The sequence below is a fragment of the Nostoc sp. JL34 genome (assembly GCF_017114945.1).
Taxonomy (GTDB): Bacteria; Cyanobacteriota; Cyanobacteriia; order Cyanobacteriales; family Nostocaceae; genus Nostoc.
In genome coordinates, this window is sequence record NZ_JABXKQ010000042.1 from 69,918 (window position 1) to 90,424 (window position 20,507).

Sequence of the window (20,507 nt, forward strand, 5' to 3'; positions counted from 1 at the left end):
AATTGCATGAAAGCGGTGATTTTGGCTGGAGGTCTTGGTACACGCCTCAGTGAAGAAACTAGTATCAGACCCAAGCCGATGGTTGAAATTGGTGGTAAGCCAATTCTCTGGCACATAATGAAAACTTACTCAGCCCACGGCATTAATGACTTCATCATTTGTTGTGGTTACAAAGGTTACATAATTAAAGAGTATTTTGCTAACTACTTCTTACACATGTCAGATGTTACCTTTGACATGCGCTTTAACCAGATGAACGTGCATTCTGGATATGCGGAACCCTGGCGTGTCACCTTAGTAAATACGGGTGATAATACAATGACAGGTGGACGCTTAAAGCGAATCAGCGAACATCTTGGTAATGAGACTTTTTGCTTTACTTATGGTGATGGTGTCAGTAATATTAATATCACCGAGCTAGTTAACTTTCACAAACAACAAAATAGCTTAGGAACACTCACAGCCGTTCAACCAGCCGGACGTTTTGGTGCTATTTCCTTAGGATATGAGCAAACTAAAATCACCAGCTTTCGGGAAAAACCTGAAGGTGATGGAGCTTGGATTAATGGCGGTTATTTTGTGTTAGAACCAGAAGTAATCAACTTAATTGCCGATGACTCTACGGTATGGGAGCAAGAGCCATTAGAAAAGCTAGCTGATATGGAACAGCTATCTGCTTTCAAGCATGATGGGTTTTGGCAGCCGATGGATACTTTACGTGATAAAAACTATCTTGAAGGGCTGTGGAAGAACAATCAAGCTCCTTGGAAAGTATGGTAAGGAGACTGGGGACTAGGGACTGGGGATTGGGGACTGGAGACTAGGTATTGGGAAGATTTGAATGAAGATTCACATCCAAACCAAATTTTACTCATATTTTCTTACCCATTACCCAGTACCCAGTACCCAATCCCAAATAACTTTATGGATTTACTGTAATTTGAAGTGCGATAATACTAATGTATGATTTTGCGATTATAGGTGGCGGAATAGTTGGACTCTCTACAGCGTTAGCTTTAGGAAAACGCTATCCCAATGCGCGTATTTTAGTACTAGAAAAAGAGAGCCAATGGGCATTTCATCAAACCGGCAATAATAGTGGGGTGATTCATTCTGGTATTTATTACAAACCCGGAAGTTTCAAAGCTAAATTTTGCCGTGATGGTTCTCGTTCAATGGTAGAATTCTGCCAAGAACATGGAATTGACCATGAAGTTTGTGGTAAGGTAATTGTTGCAACAGAAGAACAAGAACTACCACGTTTAGAAAATCTCTATAAACGCGGCTTAGATAATGGCATAGAAGTTAAGAGAATCAGCCCCGAAGAAGTCAGGGAAATTGAACCTCACGTAAAATGTGTAGGTGGACTTCGGGTATTCTCAACTGGTATTGTTAATTACAAGCAAGTTTGTTTAAAATATGCCCAGCTAATTCAACAGCAGGGTGGAGATTTACATCTCAATACAAAAGTTCTGAAAATCTCCCCTAGTGGTAAAAATCAGGTACTGCAAACAAACAGCGGTAACTTTGAAACCCGCTTTGTAATTAATTGTACTGGATTGCATAGCGATCGCACCGCTAAACTAGGTCAAGTTGAACCCCAAGCAAAAATTGTCCCATTCCGGGGAGAATATTACGAACTCACACCAGAAAAACGCTATCTGGTCAAGACACTAATTTACCCAGTTCCCAATCCAGATTTTCCCTTCTTGGGTGTCCACTTTACCCGGATGATTGATGGTAGCGTCCATGCAGGGCCAAACGCCGTTCTGTCGCTCAAACGCGAAGGTTACAAAAAAACCGACTTTGACTTACGGGATTTTCTGGAAGTCATCACTTATCCCGGTTTCTGGAAATTGGCAGCCAAACACGCTGATGAAGGCATTCAAGAAATCATTCGTTCCTTTAGTAAAGCAGCCTTCACCAGAAGTTTGCAAAAACTAATTCCCGAAGTGCAAGCAGAAGACTTAGTTCCCACCCATGCAGGAGTCCGCGCTCAAGCCTTAATGAACGATGGCAAGCTTGTAGACGACTTTTTGATTGTTTCTGGTCAAAACTCCATCCATGTTTGCAATGCTCCTTCTCCTGCTGCTACATCTTCTCTAGAAATCGGCAAAGCGCTTGTGGCAGAAATTCCGCAACTTTCGCACCTAGATAGTGTAGTCACTGCATAGATAGCTTAGTTATTATTTCCGGGACTGCTGAATTAAGGCATGAATCTTGTATAGTGGGCATCTTTGTCTGCCTGGAAATGCAAGAGACGGGTAAGATACCCATCCCACAAAATAAAAGTGTAGTGCATCTAATTAAGAACCGCTATAGAGTGCTGCTACCCAATGGGTAAGCCTGCAAAGGTTTTAGTAACTACGTAATGACTGTTAGCCAAGTCATATATAGCGCTTCTGGGTTGAGTTCAATGACCTAACCCTCAACCCCTTCCCTACTAGCGTTGGGGAGTAAGATTCAAAGCCTCTCTCCTTTTAGGAAAGAGGAATGGAAGTGAGGTTTATTGCATACAAACGAAAAATATAGTGGTTCCCTCTTGGATGCAACACCCTTTAGGGCGTACATCTGTGCGCCCCTACTAAACGAAGAATTTAACTCATCAATACAAAGGCATTAACTACAATGAAAATATTAGTAACTGGAACAGAAGGCTATCTAGGTTCGTTATTACCGCCTCTGTTAATCGAACGAGGACATGAAGTTATTGGTCTAGATACTGGTTTCTATAAAGTTGGTTGGCTATATAACGCTAGTGGGGTGACACCCAAAACCCTCAACAAAGATATCCGTAACATCACCCCTGATGATTTGGAAGGTGTCGAAGCAATAGTTCACATGGCGGAACTCTCCAACGACCCAGCCGGACAATTAGCACCCAATATTACCTACGAAATTAATCATGTAGGTTCAGTTCGTCTGGCTAGTCTGGCTAAGGCTATGGGTGTGCGTCGTTTTGTATATATGTCTTCGTGCAGTGTCTACGGTGTTGCTACCGCAGGTGATGTCACAGAAGAATCGCCAATTAATCCCCAAACAGCCTACGCAGACTGCAAAACTCTCGTAGAAAGAGATGTCAAACCACTCGCTGATGATGACTTCTCTCCCACCTTTATGCGGAATGCTACAGCCTTTGGTGCTTCTCCCAGGATGCGCTTTGATATTGTTTTAAACAACTTAGCAGGCTTGGCATGGACTAGCAAAGAAATCAAAATGATTAGTGATGGTACACCTTGGCGGCCATTAGTCCACGCATTGGATATTTGCAAAGCAATAGTCTGCACTTTAGAAGCACCACGGGATATTGTACATAACCAAATCTTCAACGTGGGAGATACAGCAAATAACTATCGCGTTAAAGAAATCGCAGAAATTATTGCTGATGTTTTCCCAGATTGTAAATTGTCCTTTGGTGACAACGGCGCAGATAACCGCAGCTATCGCGTATCCTTCGAGAAAATCAACACAATCCTACCCGGATTTAAATGTGATTGGAATGCCCAACTTGGTGCCCAGCAGCTATTTGATTTATTCAATCAAATACATATGGCTGAAGATACCTTCTTGTTTAGAGGATTTACTCGCTTAAAACAGCTAGAGTATCTGATTCGTACAGAGCAAATTGACAAAGATTTCTTTTGGAATAAAAAGTAACTAGAGTCGTCTAGCAGCAGCGAAAAAATAATCTAAGCTTCCGAATCAATAATATTTGATTCGGACTTATTTCATCCATCAAATTATTTGCAATCAGTGAGTTGAAATTTATGGCGATCGCAAAATGTCGTTTTAGTGGTCAACCCTTGCACCAAACCTTTATTGATCTAGGAATGTCACCTTTAGCCAATGCTTACCTGAGGGCAGAACAGCTAAATAATGCCGAAAAATTTTATCCTCTCCATGCTTATGTCTCTGAAGATACTCTCTTAGTTCAACTAGAACAGTTTGAAACCCCAGATCACATTTTCAGTGACTATGCTTACTTTTCTTCCTACTCAGTAAGTTGGCTAAAACATGCCAAGACTTACACCGATATGATGGTAGAAAAGTTTGGCTTTAATCATCATAATCAAGTTATTGAAATTGCCAGCAACGACGGCTACCTACTGCAATATTTCTTAGAGAAAGGAATACCAGTTTTAGGAATAGAACCAGCGGCAAATATTGCCAAAGTTGCTGAAAGTAGAGGTATTCCTAGTATCAACAAGTTTTTTGGAGTTGAAACTGCTAAAGAACTCGTGATACAAGGAAAACTGGCTGACCTTTTGATAGGCAATAATGTTTTAGCTCATGTACCGGATCTAAATGATTTCATCGCTGGAATGAAACTCATTCTTAAAGATAATGGAATCTTGACGATGGAGTTTCCTCATATTTTACAACTCATTCAAAAAAATCAGTTTGACACAATTTATCACGAGCATTTTTCTTACTTCTCATTCCTCACTATAGAAAAGATTTTTGCAGCCCACAATTTGCAAATTTTTGATGTAGAAGAATTATCAACTCATGGCGGTTCTTTAAGAATTTATGCCAAACATGACTACGCTGATAATCCTGGCATTAGTGAACGAGTTAGGCATCTGAAAGTAAAAGAAATTGCCGCTGGACTGCATCGCATAGAGACTTACATTACATTTGCCGAAAAAGTCAAAGAAACGAAGCACAAGCTATTAAATTTTCTCTTGACGGCTAAAGCAGAAGGTAAATCAATCGCTGGCTATGGCGCACCAGCTAAAGGTAACACATTGCTCAATTACTGTGGAATTGGGAAAGATTTTATTGATTACACAGTAGATTGCAATCCCTACAAACAAGGCTTATTTTTACCTGGAACTCATATTCCTATCTTTGAACCAGATAAAATCCGCCAAACCAAACCAGATTATGTCCTAATTTTACCTTGGAATCTCAAGGAGGAAATTATGGAACAAATGGCATTTATTGGCGAATGGGGTGGACAGTTTGTAGTGCCAATTCCTGAAGTAAAAATTTATCCCTGTCCTATTCCGGATAGGCTTTTAATAGCATCGTAATTACTAAATATAAGCAAAAAACGCCTCTTATTACTAATAATTTAAGTATTTTGAGTAATTAAAAGGCGTATTTCTTATAAAGTTTTTGTCGTTAAAGTGCAAACAAATAAACTGGAAAGTAGCTTTTAAATTACTAAGCTGCTGTTATAGGGTTCCTATTTGATTTTTGAAAAGACACACTCTATATACCTAAATTATTTCAGAAATCAAACTGGATTCCTATACTACCTACTTAACTACAGATATGAGCTTAATATGAATAAATTACTGACCATTGCCATTCCAACATTTAATCGTGCCCAGCTTTTAGATAAACAACTTACCTGGTTAGCTAAATCTATTAAAGGGTTTGAGTCTGACTGTGAAATCTTTATTTCTGATAATTGCTCTACAGATAATACCCAAGAAATAATTAAAAAGTGGCAGCTAATTCTCAGTAATGTCAAATTTACATCAAATAAAAATAGTGAAAATATTGGTGTAATGGGTAATATCGCTTGTTGCTTAAAAGCCCCAAACAGTAAATATGTTTGGACAATTGGTGATGACGATCCAATTCAGGAGAGAACTCTAGATTATGTGTTAACAACACTAAAAAAACATTCAAATTTGGCATTAATGTTTTTAAATTTCTCCGGTCGCCAAAAACGAACAGGTCAACTTGTTGTAGAACGCTGGTTAAATAGTGATAATGATGAGCTAAGAGTTGATGGTAAAGCTGTATTCCAAGGTTATCTGAACGAAAATTTTGGTGGTGTACTTTTTATATCAGCAGCAATCTATCGCACAAATCTAGTACAACAAGCTTTAAAAAAGTGGCCATCTGCTACTAGTAATTGGGCATCTCAAGCATATTGGACTGGGTTTTGTGCAGCTCATGGAAGTGTCATCGTCACTAAAGACACTTATTTAGAATGTACTATGGGTGCTAGTCTTTTGGATCTTGATCCAACATGGAACTTTAGAATGCGATATGCGTACATACCTGAAGTTTATATAAAACTATTAAAGGTAGGATATCCTCATAAATTTTGTCAGGAAATGATTTGGCAGAATTTCCAACAAAAAACCGACCTAAAAATATTATTAGGTGCTTTAAAACGTTGGCCTTTTTTGACAATCAAGATATTTATTCCTTATCTACGTTTGTTGAGCATATCAGCTTGGGCAATTCTTTTTCCACCCAAGCAGCTAGAGAATAGCTTGTAACTTAGTGTGTTAATTGCTAAGTTCTGTTAACACTAGTTTTTGACGAAAACCACTCATATATCAATTTTATTAACTACTATTTCTTTCCATGCATAAATTACTGACCATTGCTATACCCACTTATAATCGTGCTGAATTACTTGATAAACAGTTAGCGTGGCTAGCTCAAGCTATTAAAGGTTTTGAAGATGACTGTGAAATTTTAGTTTCTGATAATTGTTCAACAGATAATACTCAGGAAGTAATTCAGAAATGGCAAGTAGCCCTTAGCAATATTACATTCAAATCAAATAAAAACTATAAGAATTTAGGCGTCGTTAAAAATATTATGTATTGCCTAAATTCTACAACAACCAAATACGTTTGGACAATTGGTGATGATGACCCAATTCAAGATAGAGCCATTGCTTATGTCCTCAGTAAACTCAGACAACATGAAAATTTATCATTATTATTTCTCAACTTTTCTGGTCGGAACCAAATTACTGGTGAACCAGTTCATCCACCCACAATTATTGGTAATCGCTGGTTTGATATAGATAGTGAAGATGGTGATGGTGATGGTAAAGCTATATTTGAGCATTGTTTCTCAAAAAGTGTCGGTGCAGTCATTTTTCTGACTGCTACAATCTACCGCACTGATTTAGTGAAATGCGCTCTACAAAATTGGCAAGATGCTGAAAATAACTGGATATCATTAGCATATTTAGCCGGCTATTGTGCTGCTAATGGCACTGTAATTGTCACTAAAGATACTTTTTTAGAATGTGTTGTTGGTGTGAGTTATTGGCAGAAAGAACCAAAGTCTGCACTGTTAATGCAATACAAACACATACCCGAAGTGATTTTGAAATTGGAGAAGAGTGGATATTCTAAACAGTTTTGCAGGCGGATGCTTTTGCAGAATGGTAAAGAAGTCAACTTGAAAGTTTTCTTGGGAGCTTTAAGAAGATGGCCCATGTCCGCTATCAAAACAGTAGTTCCATTTTTGGCTTTAGTGAGTTTGTGTGCTTTTGACGTGATGGTTTCTAAAGAATTTGGGTTAGCAGAATCAAGTGAAATGTCTACTCAAGAAATACGGAGCTATAAGCCTTAAGCTACTCAATCACTGATAAATATACATCAAAACTAGAAGGGATGTACAACATGTTTAGTGCAATCAAACGCAAAATAGTTACACTGTCTTCTGACTTGCAATATTACGTAGCTCGTTGGAAGCATAGCAGAAATCTGACAGCATTGGAAGGAGGCGATCGCAAGATCCTTAATGCTCTCAAAAAAGATGGCGTTTGCGTCACAACATTGGGAGATTTAGGGTTAAATTCTAGCTCCGAACTGCTCAAAGCTGCTTACCATCAATTGTCTCAGATGGAAAATCCCAATAACGACCATCTAGATGAAAAATTACCGCAAATTTCCACAGTTACAGGTTTACCAGAATTCTATGCCTGGGGGATAGAGAAAAGACTGGTCAACATCATCGAAAATTATATCGGTCTTCCTATTGCCTTTCATGGTGTACATTTACGCAAAGATTTTCCTAGTAGACATCAGTTTGGGACACTGTTATGGCATAGTGATGCAGAAGACCGTCGGATTATCAAAATCTTTATTTACTTAAATGATGTAGAAGAAAAAACTGGGCCTTTTGAATACATTCCCCGCTCTTTAACTTCCTTATTTAGTTGGAATTATTTTCGACTTTATTACAAACTTTGGAAGTCAGGCTATATGGGTATCGATGACGAAGAAGTAAAACCAGTCATCCCTAAATCAGCTTGGAAATCCTGCCCAGGCCCAGCAGGTACAGTCATTCTTGTAGATACGAAAAATGCCTTACATCACGGCACAGTCCGCACAGAAGAACGGTCAGCGTTATTCTTTTGTTACACCGCTAACCCTCCCGAACGACCAGACCTCTGCACCCAATACTGGGATGATACTTATCCCAGAGCAGAGTTACGTTCTTCATCAGATGCAGTTAAAGTTACGACTTAATAGCCTTTCGTTAGCAACAGCATAATGCAGCGAAAGCAGCTGCAAAACTAAGTAGTTAGCAAGTACTTTCTGTCCTCAACATTCATCTCAAAAGAATCACATGATTTTCACCGAAACCGCACTCAAAGACGCATTCATTATTGATTTAGAAGAAAAGCCAGACCACCGTGGTTTTTTTGCTCGGTCTTTCTGCGCTCAAGAATTTGAAGCACACGGATTAAAGCCAACAGTTGCCCAATGTAACTTGTCTTTTAACTACAAAAAAGGCACTATCCGGGGAATGCACTATCAAATTCTGCCAGCAGCAGAAACGAAATTGATTCGCTGTACTAAAGGCGCAATTTATGACGTAATTATTGATATGCGTCCTGAATCTCCCAGCTTTTTATCACACATTGGTGTAGAGCTAACGCCAGAAAACCGCCGCGCTTTGTATGTTCCAGAAATGTTTGCTCACGGCTATCAAGCACTCACAGATGAGACTGAAGTCGTATATCAAGTGGGTGAATTTTACACGCCAGGGTATGAGAGAGGTTTACGCTATGACGACTCATTCTTTAACATTGATTGGCCTCTAGATGTAACTGAAATCTCCGAAAAAGATTTAAATTGGCCTTTGTTGAGAATGATGACTGTTGGCGGTGCAGCTTCCAGATAACTTTAGGCTCTTTCTCTGCGCTTCTTTGCGACGCCAGTTGCTACAACGCTCTTAACCAGCGCAACACACTGGCTCATCTGCATGAGGTAAAAAATAATTAATTAGGGTAGAAATAAATGTCAAATAATATTCTATCTCGCGTCAGCAATACTATCTCTTTTGTATCCAAAAAAGTCCAAGATCGCATCAATTACGCCAAGACTTTGCAGGTTGTTTCCCTAAAGCCTAAACAACCTTCCAAAGGAAATGTACTTCTTTCTTATCGAATTGAACCATTTCTCATCAAACCAGGTCAGCTTATCCCTAATGACCAGAGTTGGAACTGGGAATGTTTATTAATCGCCCAAACTTTTTTAGACTTGGGCTATAACGTTGATGTTATCCAATTTCATAATGATAAATTCGTTCCTCAAAAAGACTACGCATTTTTCATTGATATCCGTCATCGCCTAGAAGCGCTTGCACCAAAACTGAATAAAGATTGCATCAAGATTTTCCACGTTGACATTGCTAATATGATTTTTCGCAATGCAGCGGAATGCAACAGACTTCTAGAACTCCAACAGCGGAGAGGAATTACCTTACGTCCACAGCGATTTGAGACGCCCAATTTAGGAATTGAATATGCTGATTACGCTACCGTATTAGGTAACAATTTCACAGTTGATACGTTCAAATATGCGAACAAACCAATGTATCGTATTCCCATTTCTTCGTCATTCGTTTATCCCTCTCCTGACGAGAAAGACTTTGAAGGGGTAAGAAAGAATTTTCTCTGGTTTGGTGGTAGCGCTTTAGTTCTCAAAGGATTAGACTTAGTTTTAGATGCTTTTGCCCAAATGCCGGAATACCATTTAACAGTTTGTGGCCCGGTAAGTAATGATAAAGAGTTTGAGCAAGCTTTCTATAAAGAACTATACGAAACACCCAACATTCATACCTATGGTTGGATTGATGTTAGCAGCCCTGACTTTTTAAAAATTACAAATAATTGTTTGGGACTTGTTTATCCTTCCGTTTCTGAGGGGCAAGCAGGAGCAGTAATCACTAGCTTACAAGCCGGATTAATTCCGATTTTAAGCTACGAATCTGGTGTAGATGTTCATGATTTTGGTGTGATTTTCGATAACCTTTCCCTTGAAGAAATTAAGGCGAAAGTTAGAAGTATTTCTAATTTACCTGCTGAAGACCTCAAGCTGATGTCTCGGAAGGCATGGGAATACGCAAGAGCAAATCATACCAAAGAAAAGTTTGCCCAAGCCTACAAAAATGCTGTGGAGCAAATTATCGAAAATCACAGCCAGAAAAAACAGACATCTAGCAAACAACTGGTTAGTATTTAGCCCTGGCGATTAGAAATCGCACGCCAGTTGCTCATGGGGGAAACCCCCAAGACCGCACTGGCTTGGCTATACAAACCAAGTCTGCCTGCGCGGACTAAGGAAAAATTAAGGGTTTTATATCAAATCCGGTTAATTACTTGTGATTACCGCATCCGTGCAAAAAGTCAGGAAAACCTCTTTCTCCCTGCCCCCTGCACTCCTGCGGTCTAAATGATAAGTCTTTACCCGAACATGATATTAAACCCACCTCCGTGGGTTTTGCCTGTGTAGCCGCGACTTCTAGTCGCTTGGTTTAAGATGTCGCTAACACCAAATGTACTTAATATTTAGCTGTAACAAATTATTAAGTGCAAAATTATCGAGAATTTGTAACACAACAAACAGTTCCAAAAAGGAGTTTAGTTCATGATTATTATCGATCGCGCCTTACAAGCCCGTGCAGCAGCAGGAAACCCTATTAAAGTGGGAATGATTGGTGCTGGTTTTATGGGTCGAGGAATTGCCAACCAAATTGTCAATTCGGTGCCAGGAATGGAGTTAGTTGCTATCTCTAATCGCCAGATTGGTGCAGCGAAACAAGCTTATTCGGAAGCAGGAATTGAAGATATTCAAGTTGTTGCAACTGTCAGCGAATTAGAAGATGCGATCGCTAACGGTAAATATGCAGTCACAGAAGACGCTAAGTTACTGTGTCGGGCTGAGGGCATCGATGCATTAATCGAAGTCACAGGTGCAGTGGAATTTGGCGCTGGGATCGTCATGGAAGCGATCGCTCATTGCAAGCATGTGATCATGATGAATGCCGAACTCGACGGCACCATTGGCCCCATTCTGAAAGTGTATGCCGACAAAGCAGGCGTCATTCTCAGCGCTTGTGATGGCGATCAGCCAGGGGTACAAATGAACCTTTACCGCTTTGTAAAAAGCATTGGTTTAACTCCCTTATTGTGCGGTAACATTAAAGGACTCCAAGACCCCTATCGCAATCCCACCACCCAGGAAGGATTTGCTAAACGTTGGGGTCAAAAGCCCCACATGGTGGCTAGCTTCGCCGATGGAACTAAAATTTCCTTTGAGCAAGCGATCGTTGCCAATGCCACAGGCATGAAAGTCGCCAAACGGGGAATGCTGGGATATGACTTCAACGGTTATGTCGATGAAATGACCCATATATATGATGTTGAACAACTCAAAGAACTGGGCGGCATTGTCGATTATGTAGTTGGAGCAAAACCAGGCCCAGGCGTATATGTATTTGCCACTCACGACGACCCCAAGCAACAGCATTATCTCAACTTATACAAATTAGGTGAAGGCCCACTTTACAGCTTCTATACTCCTTATCACCTCTGTCATTTTGAAGTTCCCTTGTCCGTAGCGCGTGCTGTTCTCTTCGGTGATGCCGTTATGTCTCCACTAGCAGGCCCGCTAGTAGATGTTGTCACCACTGCCAAAATCGACCTGAAAGCAGGAGAAACCATAGATGGCATCGGCTACTACATGACCTACGGACAATGTGAAAATTCCGATATCGTCCAACAGCAAAATCTTCTACCAATCGGTCTAGCTGAAGGGTGTCGCCTCAAACGAGATATTTCTAAGGATCAAGTCCTCACATACGAGGATATAGAATTACCTGAAGGCAGACTTTGCGACCAACTACGAACTGAGCAAAACAATTATTTCGCTCCAGAAAAAATCTTAGTAGCAGTTGGATAATATCGGTTTCAAAGATATTTGCCACAAATGAATTGGCTGTAGGGGTGTACAGCTGTACGCCCCTAATACGTTTCGGATAAGATCCCCCCGCCTGCGGCGACCCTCTTTTTAAGGGGGTAAAAAGAAGAAAAAGCCCCCCTTTTTAAGGGGGGTTGGGGGGATCTCCGACGCCCCTACCAACGTATTTGTAACAATAATTTCATCAAGAGGATAGAAAGCTATACTGCGGGACACTAAAGTTGTTGATAATAACTTGCTGGGGAGCGTTCAAACAAACCCGATCGAAACTTTAGGTCAAATTCATGAAAATTGCTCTCGTCCATGATTATTTAACCCAGCGAGGTGGGGCAGAGCGTGTGTTTGAACTGCTTTGTAAGCGCTATCCTGAAGCAGATATTTTCACATCTTTGTACGATCCCCAAAAAACTATCGATCTAGGCGATCGCATAGTCAACACAACCTTCTTGCAAAAGATTCCTGGGGCAGCAAAATATTTCCGGTCAATGGCTCCTCTATATTTTCCTGCCTTTCGTGCCTTGGATTTGCAAGACTACGATTTAATTATTAGCAGTAGTACTAGCTTCGCCAAAGCAGTGCGAAAAAACCCCAATGCCCGCCACATTTGCTTTTGCCATAATGTCACCCGTTTTTTATGGGATACAGCAACTTATTTAAGAGAGTACGGAGATTATAGATATTTTGCTCCTTTAATCGAACAAGTTTTTCAAGTAATGAGAAAGGTAGACCTGAAATATGCACAGGAACCTGACCTTTACATTGCTAATTCCAGTGTTGTTGCCCGCCGGATTGAAAATATCTATGGCAAAAAGGCAATGATGGTGAACTATCCAATTGATACTAGCAAATTTGTTTTTTCTGATATAAAAGATGAATATTATCTGGCCTCTGCCCGGATGATCAGTTATAAGCGACTTGATATAATAGTCGAAGCTTTTAATTGGTTAGGGTGGCGGCTATTAATATCTGGTGATGGGCCAGAACAAGCACGGTTAAAATCCAAAGCATTACAAAATATTGTGTTCTTGGGACACGTAAGTGATAGAACCCGCAAAGACTTGTTTTCCAAAGCCAAGTCTATTATTGTCGCAGCATTAGAAGACTACGGATTAGTTCCAGTAGAGGCTAATGCTAGCGGTACACCAGTCATCGCCTACGGAGCCGGTGGAGTATTAGATACTCAAATTCCAGGTGAAACAGGAGTCTTTTTCAAAAGACAAACACCGGAATCTTTACAACTTGCATTAATAGAAGCCAAGGGCATTTCTTGGGATTACGATCGCATCCGTAATCATGCAGTAGCAAACTTTTCAGAGAATGCCTTCTTTGGTAAGGTTGAGCAAATTATTAACCAAGCTTGTGGTGTGCATCAATTATTCATTTGATTTCTGAATCTCTTTTCACAATAAGATTACCTATTTATTTTCTCTCTCGTCCTTGGCGGTTCGGAAAAAATAGGTATTCTTCGGAGAATCTCTTAGCGTAAGTCTTGAAGACAAGGATAATAAAAGTGGTTCAAACTAGTCTAAATCCTCAAATAAGTGCAGCTTCTGAAAGTGAACCAAGTTACGGACAAATGTTTGCCGTATTTGTGCGGAGATTTCCTTGGTTCTTAGCAGTACTAATTAGTTGTATTGCTATTGCCAGCATAGTAACTGTAAAGACAAAGCCTACTTATAAAAGTTCCATGCAACTGCTAGTAGAACCTAACTATCAAGGTAAGAAAGAAGGTGCTGGCTTAGACAACCAGTTTACTGACTCGGATGTAGTTATAGATACTGCTACCCAGCTTAATTTGATGCAAAGTTCAGGACTTATCCAAAAAGCAGTTGATAAACTTCAGTCTGATTATCCAGATATAAGTTCAGGTGAAATTAAAGCTTCTTTGGTCTTAACTCAATTAAGGAGCAAAGAAGATAATGTCGCTACTAAAATATTTCAAGTTGAATACACTGCTGGAGATCCAGAAAAGACCCAAAAAGTTTTGGCCGCAATTCGACAAGTTTATGTGGAATATAACAAGCAACAACAGAATTCGCGTTTACAAAAAGGTCTGCAAATCATCAGGGAACAGTTAAGTAAAGCCAGTGAAGAAGTAAACGCGGCTGAGACAAATTTACAAAGATTTCGGAGAAATCAAAACTTAATCGATCCAGAATCGCAAGCCAAAGCGATTGAAACAGCTTTGAACAATATTGCCCAAGAACGACAAACAACTCGTTCTCAATATGGAGAAGCTTTGGCACGCCAAAAATCTTTAGAAGAACAACTTAACCGTTCTCCTCAAAATGCTCTAGTTGCTTCTCGTCTGAGTCAGTCTACTCGCTACCAAAGCTTATTGAACGAAATCCAAAAAAGTGAACTGGCATTAGCACAGGAACGCTTACGCTTTACAGATCAAACTCCAAGTGTGCAAAAGCTCAAAGAACAGCTTCAGGGCCAGAAGGAATTATTGCAACAAGAGGTAGGAAGAACTTTAGGCGGAAAGTCTGCTGGTGCATTCACTTCTGGAGACTCTCTTCTTGAACGAGGACAACTTGGTGAAATTGATCTCAGCCTTGCCGGTCAGCTAGTAGAAACGCAGACCACTATAGTTGCTTTAACTGCTCGCGATCAAACTTTGGCTCAGAAAGAAAACGAGTTGCGTTTTGAAATCAAACGCTTCCCACCTCTGTTGGCTTATTACAATCGGATGCTACCACAGTTGCAATTTAGTCGTGAAAGATTAGAGCAGCTTTTAAGAGCAGAACAACAATTACGGCAAGAACTTTCCAAAGGTGGATTTAATTGGGAAGTGGTAGAAGATCCCCAAAAAGGCGCACAATTAGGCCCCAATCTCCAACAGAACTTGCTGTTAGGTGCTGTAGTTGGGTTAATGTTAGGAGGCATTGCTGCCTTTATTCGCGAATCGGCTGATGATGCAGTTCACACCACTGCTGAATTAGAGAAGCAAATGGCCATGCCGTTGTTGGGAACAACTCCCAAGTTACCGCCAGCCAAACCGAAAGAATCAATGATCAAGTTGCCTTTTGGTAAGCCAGAAGTTCTTGCTCCTTGGACAATTCAGGTATTGCAATCTCCACCGCGTTGGGAATCGCTGGATCTGATTTACAAAAACATTGAACTTTTAAATACTGTTACTAATTTAAAATCTTTGATGATCACCTCGGCTTTAGCCGATGAGGGGAAATCAGCTTTGGCGTTGGGTTTGGCAATGAGTGCTGCCCGTTTACACAAAAGGGTGTTACTGATTGATGCCAATTTACGCGATCCTAGCCTGCACGAACAACTCAATCTTCCTAATGAGCAGGGGCTTTCAACTTTATTGGCGAGTGATGCAACTCTACCTAATCAAATTAGTCTTCAATACTCAGGCTCCGCCTTCATCGATATTTTAACCGCTGGCCCCAAACCTGCTGATCCAGCAAATCTGTTGAGTTCCCCTCGGATGATGCAATTAATGGCAGCATTTGAGGAAAACTATGATTTGGTACTGATAGATGCTCCCCCAGTTCTCGGCTTGGTGGATGCTATGCTTACTGCATCATCTTGTCGTAGCGTGGTCATGGTGGCAAGTATTGGTATTGTGACGCGAAGTCAGCTGACTCAAGCTACAGCCATGCTGAGTAAGTTAAATCTGATTGGGGTTGTAGCGAATGGGGTATCAAACTCTAGCAGTAATTACGTACCAAATATCAAACAACAGCAATTAGCTCTACGTCAAGCTGTAGAAAAGTAGCTAGTACTGCTTTGCATAATTCGTAATTCGTAATTACTGTTCTGTAAAGGTTTTAGACATTTCAAATGGGTGGATTATTTACGCCGTAGTACTAGTACTGCTAGATGATAAATCCCCGACTTCTTAGAGAAGTCGGGGATTTTGCGTTTCGCATTTATAATCAAACTTGAATTTTGTTGTGATCAGGAAAAATTCAGTATATTTATGCTATCTTTATGGTTTTTCAGAGAAATCACTGGCTCTTTAAAGAGTAAATAAAGAGTTTATTTGAGCGATCGCTATTTCTAAATAGTCTTATATTCTAGAGATTAAAGCACCTTCATAAAGGCTAGAAGACAAGAGCAGACTGGTTTTTCAAATCTATCGAGACAATGAACGCCTCAGCGTAATTAAACGTAGATATAGATTCATGGGTAATTTCCCTCTACACTTCTCTACTGTCAGTAGTTTCCGGAAAATCAAGATTTGCCCATGAATGTTAATAGTAGCGGTGATTGCTACCTATGTAATTAGTATCTGTCTAATTTGTAAATCTCTACATCAGCAGAATTCTACGCAATATGTGCTTGGCCGAGTGGCAAATACTATAGCATATTTTTGCCCTCAATTATCTCCAACTTTTTGGACTTACAACAAGATTCGGATTTGGGTCTTTGATAACGCCTCAGTAATTCACTCCTGTATAAACCCAAAGACATTATGACAACTTCAATAATTCCAATTCTACAGAATTTATATGATGTAACCCAGTCACACCAAGATAATCGTGCGTACTGCACACTCCAGTGGCGGCGGGGTAAGTTGTTGGTGAAGCCGCTTGGACGAGTTAAACAACCATATTTACCTGCATTAGATAATAAGCGATCGCTAGTAGAATGCTTACAACATTCTCCAGTAAGTTTGGTCAGCATAGATCCAAAATTGGGCGAGGCTTTGCTCAAATTTTGGGCAGATGCATGTGAAGCAGCTAAAAAACCAATATTCCTAAGCATATCCCCTGGCAATAAACTGGCTAACCAACCCTGGAGACAATTGCAGCGACTAATTGATTGGATTGCTGCTTTCATGTTGCTGCTATTGGTCAGTCCAGTAATGTTGGGATTGATTGTATTAATGCAGGTTTACTCGCCAGGGTCACTTTTTTGTCGTGAGTGGCATGTTGGAGAACGGGGTAAACTCTTTCGGGCGATCAGGTTTTGCACAACTACAAAGCACAACATCACTCCACTAGGGCGTTGGATGCATAAATATGGTCTTGACAATCTACCCCAGTTATTTAATGTGCTGCGGGGTGACATGAGTTTGACCGGATCTTATTGTTGGACTTTAGAAGATGCAGTACAGCTAAATAAACTACCAGAAATTACGGCTTCATGGGAAGTAGAGGCGCAGTCTCACCTGTTACATCTGGATAGCCAAACACTGTAACTTATCTGTGCGGTAATTGATGATTTCATCTACCGCACTAGGGCCACAGAAAAAATTACTTACGTAGCATCTATGGCGGTCTATCTACCTTGCCAAACTATTATTATAAAATTCATGCATTTCAAACTTCCTCAACCACTCGGTAATCTGCTCAAAGCTACTAGCTTCTGGCAGGATAACTATTTGATATTGCGAGAATTTAAACACTTCCGCAAAATTGCCACTTTAGCTCTAATATTCTCGGTTCTAGCGGCAACTTTTGAAGGTGTAAGTATTGGTTTCTTACTTTCTTTTTTGCAAAGCTTAACTAGTCCTAATGCTCAACCTGTCCAAACAGGAATAAGCTGGTTTGATATTTGGATTTTGGGAGCTAAGACATCGGCAATTAATCGTCTATACCGCGTATCTTTGCTGATTTTATTGAGTACTTGGTTACGTGCTACCTTCAATTATTTTTCTCAAGTTTATACTGAATTATCTCAATTACATCTTGCCGATCGCTTACGTAAACAAATTTTTGAACAGCTACAATCCTTATCATTAAGTTACTTTGCCAAAACCCGTTCTGGGGAACTAATTAATACAATTACCACAGAAATCGAGAGGATCAGACAGGGTTTCAGTGGTGGAGCATTTTTAGTAACTAGAGGATTGACAACCTTTGTCTACTTAATATCAATGTTTTTGATATCATGGCAACTGACGCTGATATCAGCATTACTATTTACACTTTTAGGTGTGGGGCTGTCAAATCTGAATGCTAGAGTCAGAGAATCAAGTTTTGGCATGACAACTGCTAATGCTAATTTTACATCAACAGCCATAGAATTTATTAATGGTATTCGCACTGTTCACTCCTGTGGTACTCAAGAATTTGAGCGTCAGCGTTACTATAAAGCTAGTGACAAGGTAATAAGTACTACAACAAAAGTTGTATTCACCTGGACACTTGTGAAGCCAATTGCCGAAGGGGTAGCGACTACGGTATTGGTCGGAATGATTATTTTAGCATTCACTAGTCTTGTTACCAACGGAACACTACAAGTTGCTTCTTTGCTAACCTTTTTCTTTGTACTATTTCGCTTTATACCATTTGTTCAAGATATTAATGGCACGAGAGCATATCTTAGTACTCTACATGGTTCGGCAGACAACATTAAAAATCTGTTGCAAAGTGATGAAAAATATTATTTCCAAAATGGCAGAGTTGAGTTTAAGGGATTAAACAGGTCAATAGATTTAGTATCTGTGGATTTTGGCTATGATGATGATAATCTAGTGCTGCATAATATTACCCTGACGATTGAAAAGGGAAAAATGACAGCATTAGTCGGAGCATCTGGTGCTGGTAAAACAACCCTTGCTGATTTAATTCCCAGATTTTATAATGCTACAGATGGATATCTTTACATTGATGAAATGGATATCCGGCAGTTTGAAATTAACTCCCTACGTCGCAAAATATCTGTCGTTAGTCAAGATACTTTTATCTTCAATACTAATGTTTGGCAGAATATTTCTTACGGGACTCCAGAAGCTAGTAATGAAGAGATTCAAGAAGCGGCTAAACTAGCAAATGCACTAGAATTTATTTTGGAAATGCCCGAAGGTTTTGATACCCAATTAGGAGATCGGGGTGTTAGGTTATCTGGAGGACAAAGGCAGCGAATTGCTATTGCACGTGCTTTACTGCGGAACCCAGAAATTTTGATTTTGGATGAGGCAACTAGCGCCTTAGATTCTGTATCCGAGCGCTTAATTCAAGATTCCTTAGAAAAGCTATCTGTTGGGAAAACAGTAATTGCGATCGCTCACCGTCTTTCTACTATTTCTAAGGCAGATAAAGTTGTAGTTTTAGAACAAGGACGGATAGTAGAGCAAGGTAAATATCAAGAACTCCTGGAACTCAAAGGTAAGCTTTGGAAATATCATCAAATGCAGTATGAAGTAAGACAATCAGATTAGAAGTAATATCTAATTTCTAAAATACTTGCAAAATATTAATCGGCTGTACATCGCTACAGCCGTAACCCCTAGCTATGTATCTTCATCAGTATCACGAAAAATATGAGTCTAAAGTCTTGTTATTTATAAAAATAAGTTATTAAAAACTATTTAAATTAGTACCATATACTTAACAGTAATAGAAAAGATGTACCAGAAAACATTTGACCAAGACCTGATTTATCAATGCTCAAATTTTGAGGTAGGTGGGGGCGGAGGTGTTGAAACTTATTTAGCATCTCTGTTTGAACATCGACCACCTGATGTTAGCGATCGCGTGATAAAATCGCTTAAAAATGTTGACCAAAGTCAGTTTAAATTGCTGCACATTCACAGCCCAGATTTGCTATTGGAGCTTACAGGCGAGTGTCCCGCAGTTTTCAGCGTACATAATCACTCATTCTACTGCCCTAGCGGCACAAAGTATTTAGCAGGGCAGCGGACAATCTGCGATCGCAACTTTTCTTACTTAGGATGTACCTGGGGTAAATTAGTAGATAAATGTGGTAGCCGTAGACCGTTAAGAACTCTTAAAGAACTTCAAACTACTCAGCAGTTTTTAGATGTATTAAAAAAGGTAAAAATTACTTTTATTGCTAATAGCGAATACGTTCGACAAGAGTTGATTCAAAACGGTGTACCTTCTGAGCAAACTGTAACGCTACACTGTGGCATCTCTGTACCGCAAACAGCAACAGCACCTCTGAGTTTAGAAGTTCACCAAAATCATAGAATTTTGTTTGCTGGACGGATTGTTTCTGATAAAGGTCTAGAATGGCTACTCAAAACTTTAATACATACAGATCCGCAAATTCAACTTGATATTGCAGGTGAAGGATGGGAAAGACCCCGCTTAGAAAAGTTAGCAAATACATTGGGATTAAGTAAGCGAATCACTTGGCATGGTTGGTGCGATTCTAATAAATTAAATAAACTTTATCAACAGTGTTTTGCAGTCATCTTTCCCAGTGTTTGGCCTGAACCTGCCGGTCTTGTAACTCTGGAAGCTTACTCTCGTTATCGACCTGTAATAGGTAGTGCAGTCGGAGGGATTCCAGAACATTTACGAGATGGAGAAACGGGTATTCTTGTTCCAGGTAATGATATCCAAAAGCTGGTTGATGCCATGAATGAGTTGTATCTAGATCATCAAAAAAGCCGATACATGGGTGAACAAGGTCATACTTTATTGATGAAGGAATTTACAATGACTGCTCATGTCAAAAAGCTGCGGACAATTTATACAAAAACAATAGATGAATTTCCTTCTAGAGCTAAAAGTTTATATAGATATAGTATCCCTCAAGCTAAGTAATTAGATTTGGATAAAAATATCAATTGGTGCATCTTTTACT

15 protein-coding genes are annotated in these 20,507 nt (G+C 39.8%); all 15 read left to right on the plus strand.

Going from position 1 to position 20,507, the window contains the following annotated elements; translation table 11 throughout:
* Positions 1–6 precede the first annotated feature (6 nt).
* The 15 genes from rfbF (at position 7) to HWQ44_RS07850 (ending at position 20,467) form a co-directional block, all read left to right on the plus strand.
* Complete coding sequence (rfbF, locus tag HWQ44_RS07780; RefSeq protein WP_292717108.1) at positions 7–780, plus strand: glucose-1-phosphate cytidylyltransferase; 774 nt, start codon at positions 7–9, stop codon at positions 778–780.
* 179 nt (positions 781–959) lie between these two features.
* Positions 960–2,174 (plus strand): L-2-hydroxyglutarate oxidase, encoded by a 1,215-nt coding sequence (gene lhgO / locus HWQ44_RS07785; protein ID WP_292717109.1) that lies wholly within the window; start codon positions 960–962, stop codon positions 2,172–2,174.
* 454 nt (positions 2,175–2,628) lie between these two features.
* Positions 2,629–3,657: an NAD(P)-dependent oxidoreductase gene (locus HWQ44_RS07790; protein WP_292717111.1), complete on the plus strand. Its 1,029-nt coding sequence runs from the start codon at positions 2,629–2,631 to the stop codon at positions 3,655–3,657.
* A gap of 110 nt (positions 3,658–3,767) precedes the next feature.
* Positions 3,768–5,036: a class I SAM-dependent methyltransferase gene (locus HWQ44_RS07795; RefSeq protein ID WP_292717112.1), complete on the plus strand. Its 1,269-nt coding sequence runs from the start codon at positions 3,768–3,770 to the stop codon at positions 5,034–5,036.
* Between the two features lie 255 nt (positions 5,037–5,291).
* Positions 5,292–6,245: a glycosyltransferase family 2 protein gene (locus HWQ44_RS07800; RefSeq protein ID WP_292717114.1), complete on the plus strand. Its 954-nt coding sequence runs from the start codon at positions 5,292–5,294 to the stop codon at positions 6,243–6,245.
* Between the two features lie 88 nt (positions 6,246–6,333).
* Positions 6,334–7,341 carry a glycosyltransferase family 2 protein gene (locus HWQ44_RS07805; protein ID WP_292717117.1) on the plus strand — a complete coding sequence of 336 codons (1,008 nt, stop codon included), beginning with the start codon at positions 6,334–6,336 and terminating at the stop codon, positions 7,339–7,341.
* A gap of 50 nt (positions 7,342–7,391) precedes the next feature.
* Complete coding sequence (locus HWQ44_RS07810; protein ID WP_292717120.1) at positions 7,392–8,243, plus strand: phytanoyl-CoA dioxygenase; 852 nt, start codon at positions 7,392–7,394, stop codon at positions 8,241–8,243.
* 100 nt (positions 8,244–8,343) lie between these two features.
* Positions 8,344–8,901, plus strand: coding sequence for a dTDP-4-dehydrorhamnose 3,5-epimerase (rfbC, locus tag HWQ44_RS07815; RefSeq protein WP_292717123.1), 558 nt, complete (start codon positions 8,344–8,346; stop codon positions 8,899–8,901).
* Positions 8,902–9,017: 116 nt separating this feature from the next.
* Positions 9,018–10,244, plus strand: a complete 1,227-nt coding sequence (locus tag HWQ44_RS07820; RefSeq protein WP_292717126.1) for a glycosyltransferase — start codon at positions 9,018–9,020, stop codon at positions 10,242–10,244.
* Positions 10,245–10,649: 405 nt separating this feature from the next.
* Positions 10,650–11,963, plus strand: coding sequence for a Gfo/Idh/MocA family oxidoreductase (locus HWQ44_RS07825; RefSeq protein WP_292717129.1), 1,314 nt, complete (start codon positions 10,650–10,652; stop codon positions 11,961–11,963).
* Positions 11,964–12,265: 302 nt separating this feature from the next.
* Entirely contained in the window at positions 12,266–13,366 is a 1,101-nt protein-coding gene (locus HWQ44_RS07830; protein WP_292717132.1) for a glycosyltransferase, read from the plus strand.
* Positions 13,367–13,491: 125 nt separating this feature from the next.
* On the plus strand, positions 13,492–15,720 hold the full coding sequence (locus HWQ44_RS07835; protein WP_292717134.1) for a polysaccharide biosynthesis tyrosine autokinase: 2,229 nt from the start codon (positions 13,492–13,494) through the stop codon (positions 15,718–15,720).
* Between the two features lie 699 nt (positions 15,721–16,419).
* Positions 16,420–17,148: a heterocyst development glycosyltransferase HepC gene (gene hepC / locus HWQ44_RS07840; RefSeq protein WP_292717136.1), complete on the plus strand. Its 729-nt coding sequence runs from the start codon at positions 16,420–16,422 to the stop codon at positions 17,146–17,148.
* Positions 17,149–17,262: 114 nt separating this feature from the next.
* Positions 17,263–19,113: a heterocyst formation ABC transporter subunit HepA gene (gene hepA / locus HWQ44_RS07845; protein WP_292717139.1), complete on the plus strand. Its 1,851-nt coding sequence runs from the start codon at positions 17,263–17,265 to the stop codon at positions 19,111–19,113.
* Between the two features lie 187 nt (positions 19,114–19,300).
* On the plus strand, positions 19,301–20,467 hold the full coding sequence (locus HWQ44_RS07850; RefSeq protein ID WP_292717142.1) for a glycosyltransferase family 4 protein: 1,167 nt from the start codon (positions 19,301–19,303) through the stop codon (positions 20,465–20,467).
* Positions 20,468–20,507: the final 40 nt, after the last annotated feature.

Bases quoted from the DNA above. Each gene is read 5' to 3' on its own strand.
- rfbF (WP_292717108.1), top strand. From the start codon at position 7: ATGAAAGCGGTGATTTTGGCTGGAGGTCTTGGTACACGCCTCAGTGAA.
- HWQ44_RS07850 (WP_292717142.1), top strand. From the start codon at position 19,301: ATGTACCAGAAAACATTTGACCAAGACCTGATTTATCAATGCTCAAAT.
- hepA (WP_292717139.1), top strand. From the start codon at position 17,263: ATGCATTTCAAACTTCCTCAACCACTCGGTAATCTGCTCAAAGCTACT.
- lhgO (WP_292717109.1), top strand. From the start codon at position 960: ATGTATGATTTTGCGATTATAGGTGGCGGAATAGTTGGACTCTCTACA.
- HWQ44_RS07800 (WP_292717114.1), top strand. From the start codon at position 5,292: ATGAATAAATTACTGACCATTGCCATTCCAACATTTAATCGTGCCCAG.
- HWQ44_RS07825 (WP_292717129.1), top strand. From the start codon at position 10,650: ATGATTATTATCGATCGCGCCTTACAAGCCCGTGCAGCAGCAGGAAAC.
- HWQ44_RS07805 (WP_292717117.1), top strand. From the start codon at position 6,334: ATGCATAAATTACTGACCATTGCTATACCCACTTATAATCGTGCTGAA.
- hepC (WP_292717136.1), top strand. From the start codon at position 16,420: ATGACAACTTCAATAATTCCAATTCTACAGAATTTATATGATGTAACC.
- HWQ44_RS07820 (WP_292717126.1), top strand. From the start codon at position 9,018: ATGTCAAATAATATTCTATCTCGCGTCAGCAATACTATCTCTTTTGTA.
- HWQ44_RS07795 (WP_292717112.1), top strand. From the start codon at position 3,768: ATGGCGATCGCAAAATGTCGTTTTAGTGGTCAACCCTTGCACCAAACC.
- HWQ44_RS07810 (WP_292717120.1), top strand. From the start codon at position 7,392: ATGTTTAGTGCAATCAAACGCAAAATAGTTACACTGTCTTCTGACTTG.
- HWQ44_RS07830 (WP_292717132.1), top strand. From the start codon at position 12,266: ATGAAAATTGCTCTCGTCCATGATTATTTAACCCAGCGAGGTGGGGCA.
- HWQ44_RS07790 (WP_292717111.1), top strand. From the start codon at position 2,629: ATGAAAATATTAGTAACTGGAACAGAAGGCTATCTAGGTTCGTTATTA.
- rfbC (WP_292717123.1), top strand. From the start codon at position 8,344: ATGATTTTCACCGAAACCGCACTCAAAGACGCATTCATTATTGATTTA.